The organism is Candidatus Angelobacter sp. (assembly GCA_035607015.1).
Classification (GTDB): Bacteria; Verrucomicrobiota; Verrucomicrobiia; order Limisphaerales; family AV2; genus AV2.
Genome location: DATNDF010000002.1, coordinates 1 through 3,845 on the forward strand (window position 1 = coordinate 1; position 3,845 = coordinate 3,845).

3 protein-coding genes are annotated in these 3,845 nt (G+C 57.3%); all 3 read right to left on the reverse strand.

Features of this window, described 5'->3' with window-relative positions; translation table 11 throughout:
* Positions 1-564: phosphate ABC transporter substrate-binding protein PstS (locus VN887_00055; protein ID HXT38390.1), on the reverse strand; the 564-nt coding region annotated here is incomplete at its 3' end.
* Between the two features lie 50 nt (positions 565-614).
* Complete coding sequence (locus tag VN887_00060; GenBank protein ID HXT38391.1) at positions 615-2,090, reverse strand: hypothetical protein; 1,476 nt, start codon at positions 2,088-2,090, stop codon at positions 615-617.
* A 370-nt stretch (positions 2,091-2,460) separates the two neighbouring features.
* Complete coding sequence (locus tag VN887_00065) at positions 2,461-3,771, reverse strand: ATP-binding protein (protein ID HXT38392.1); 1,311 nt, start codon at positions 3,769-3,771, stop codon at positions 2,461-2,463.
* Positions 3,772-3,845 lie beyond the last annotated feature (74 nt).

The window sequence follows — 3,845 nt, forward strand, 5'->3', positions numbered from 1 at the left end:
TAGGTATGTCGTGAAAATGTTGGTGGTCCCGCTGCCCTCGGAGCGATGAACGACGATAATTGTCTTGTTGGGCAGAATAACGCCAGGGTTGCTATGGGCAATTGCCGGGTCTCGCCAGTTCTTAATCGTGCCGAGATAGATGCCTGAAAGCGCAGCCGCCGTCAACCGCAATGGCTGTTTCAGCTCCGGCAAGTTGTAGGTGATGCAAACAGGGCCGGCGCTTTCCGGGATTTGGATCATGGGCTGCATGGAAGCGAGCTGTTTGTCGTCGAGCGCCGCGTCGCTGGCACCGAAATCGACCAAGCCAGCTTTGACCTGCTGAATTCCGCCGCCGCTACCGATCGACTGGTAATTGATCTGCACGGTGGGGTGTGCGGCCTGAAACTGGCTCTCCCACTGCGACATGATGGGATACACGAAGGTGCTGCCTGCGCCAGTGAGGCGGACGGTCTGGGATGCATTCTCGGAAGATTGGCCGGTTTTCGAAGAGCAGCCCGCCACGGCCAGGATGGCGAGGAACAGAGCGCAAAGGGATTGTTTCACGATTCGATTCTCCTTTTTCAAGAGCTTCTGAGTTATTTCACCCACGCAAATTTCTCGTAACGATCAGTCGTTTACGGCAGGTCGTAGCGCAAGTTTACAAAGCCCATCCCGAGGTGTGCGCTGTTGGCGTTTCCGGCAGTGCCGGTGTTGGACCAAGGATTTCGCGAGAGATAAGAAGCCTGCGTCATGATCTTCAAGTCACCGTACTTGACGTTCTTCCACAGAGTCTCGGTAACCCCGAATGTGGCCTCCTGAACGGTGCGATTCTGAGCGCTGCCCGAGCCAGGAAAGCCGTAGCCTACGAACGCGGGCGGCGGGCCTGGCGTCACTTGCTGGAAATTGCGGCCGAAGTATGCGGCGCCGTAATAGCCGTAAACCATGGTCTGGGGAGTGAATTGATATTCGAATCCAGCGATACCGGAACCGGCATGAAGAGGCGAAGGAACAAAATTGCCGGCCGCATTTGTCGTGACCGCAAAATCGGGGCCGAGGCCAAAGATGTACCGGCCACCGCCATCACTCCAAAAGGAATTGGCGATGAGATGGAGATTCTTGACTACTTCGAAGTTCACGTTGACGGAGCCGCCGCCTCCGGATTTGGTGGCGTTGACATTGGTCGAAGCGGTGTTCAGACGGAAGGCCCGATAGAGGCCAGCAGCCTCGATGTGAAACGCGTGACCGCTGACCTTTGTGTCGTAGGCGACTTTCGCAATGATATCGGGGCCGATGTTGGGAGTCTTGGCATTGCCGCCGGCATCGTCAACTTGGGACGAGTTGAAGCCTGCCGGGAAAGCAACAAGTCCGCCGGTAAACTGTTCGGGATCTTCGAGGGCAAAGCCGAGAGTCCAGTTGCTGGTGGCGTGGTAGACGACGCGGAAACCAGGAGTGCGCAGCCAAACCAAGCCGACTTGGTAATTCGTGTCCATATCCTGACTGAAGAAAATGTCGCCGGGCATGGGAGAGATTCCGGTGCGGTTGGGTGTCATCATGCTCCAGGATTGGCCGGCAAGAACTTCCCAGTTGCCGCGATGAACGTCAACCCAGTAAAGGCGCAGGCGCAGGGTATCGGAGTGGCTCGTCACCTCGAGATTGCCCGGAGCGTTGCCGAGAAAATCCGCCTCGAGGTAGCCGGTGACTTTGAAGTCGCCGGGATTCGCATCTACCTTCAACCCGATGCGCGAGTTTTGCGCGCTGAGGCGGGTCTCCGACAACCGGCCGGCGGGCGAAGCACCGTTGAACGGGATGGAGCCGAAACTTGTCCCGATGCCACTGCCGACATCGGTTGAACGATAGACCGCCGTGAAATCCAGAAAGCCGAGGGGTGTGAAATCCGCGCCGCCAATCTTGAACGAGAGTGGCGACGGATTCGGTTCGCCAGCTTGCGCCTCCTTTGGGGAAGCCGCAGTCGCGCAAGGCGAGACGGTGGCTGATGCCGACGGTGGTACTGCGACGACGGGACCGGCAGTGTTTGTTTTCGCCGCCGGTGAAGAGCTTTCATTACTGGCCGATTCCTTTCCCTTCTTCGTGCTTCGCACGGTCGCGGCCACAGACGATGCATTTCCACTCTTGGCGGACGTATCGGTACTCTTGGCTCCATCCGAATTTGCAAATGCGGGCACCGCTGACATAAGCGCCATTGCCACAAAGCCAGCCAAGATCCTTCTCATTCACTCCTCCTTGCAGACTCTTCCGTCGTGTTGACGTTGTGGGATGTGGGTCAAGTTCTGCTCCGTGGATCGGTCAAAGTCTGCGACATGCACTTGAACGGAAGATGAGGAGCAGATGAATGTTCTGTTACAACTACTCGGGACCGGATTTAGACCTACTGATACTGAACGAGTTAGGCCGTCTGTGGCGGATGTCGAGGCCGCGCAGCCAGGAAACGGATGACGTGTGCGTGAAGTCTGCGAGAAAGGCTCAAGCCGCGGCAGGCAGGGAAAAATGGAATTGCGAGCCCTCTGCGACCGTGCTCTCGACCCAGATCTGTCCGCCATGGGCTTCGACAATGTGCTTGGCGATGGCAAGGCCGAGGCCTGTACCGCCGACTTCGCGCGACCGCGCGGCGTCGACACGATAAAATCGCTCAAAGATGCGGGCTTGGTCGGCTTGCGGGATTCCGATCCCGGTGTCCGCTACCGTGATCACGACGAAACCATCCCTCCCCGCTGCGCTGACACTGATGCTGCCGCCGACAGGCGTGTACTGAATAGCGTTGTCGAGCAAATTGCGCATCACTTCGCGAAGAAAGCTGGCGTCTCCGAGGACACGCGACAGATTCCGCGGCACATCTGCGACGGCTAGAGATAGCAGCTTCTGGCTGGCTGCGCCGCGCGCGGATTCTACTGCGGCTCCAATCAACACCTGAAGATCCACCGGCTGAAAATCCATGTCCAGCTTTCCGGCTTCGATGCGAGACAGTTTCAGGAGATCGTCAGTCAAGCGCGACAAACGAGCGGCGTGGTTCCGAATCACTTCAACGAAGTGCCGGTTATTTTTCTGGTCTTCAAGGGCGCCGGCAAGGAGCGTTTCAGCGAAGCCTTGAATTGCGGTCAGCGGAGTACGGAGTTCGTGGGAAACGTTGGCGACGAAGTCCCTTCGCACTTGTTCGAGGCGACGAATGTCCGTGATTTCGTGGAGGACAACGACGGCTCCGAATGTCTCGTTTTTTTGCTGCGTCTCAGAGCCAGTAATAACGTCGTTGAACGAGCGAATTGGCGCAACGGTTACCGAGAAGTTGCGCGGCTGCGCGGTTCCCAAAGAAATTTCCCCATAAAGGGTTTCTTTGCCGGAAAGCGCCTGGCGGATTAATTCGAGAACATGAGTTTGGCGGATCACTTCTATCGCGGGTTTGCCCTCGATACCGGCTGAACCCACGTTCCAGATTTTCGAAAACGCCTGATTGCAAAAAGTGACGCGCTCGCGGACATCGACCACAGCGATACCCTCCACCATGCTGCGCAGGAGTGCAGCAGAGCGATTGCGTTCCTCGGTGAGCGAGCGAATCGTAGCTTCCAGGCGAACGGCTGTTTCATTGAGGATGCGCGCCAAATCGCCAAGCTCGTCATTGCCGCGCTCCCGTGGCAAGGGGCGAAAATCGCCGTTCGCGACGCGTCGCGAAAACTCCTGAAGGCGTGTCACGCGATTCGCAAAACGTTGGGAGAACAGAAGCGAAAACACAATGCCCAGAAACAAGATAAGAAACGATACTTCCACGAGGTTCCAGCGCACCTGCGCCAGGGTCGTATTGATTTTGGCCAGCGGCGTTGCGAAACGAATAATGACGGGCGACGCTGGAGGACGAT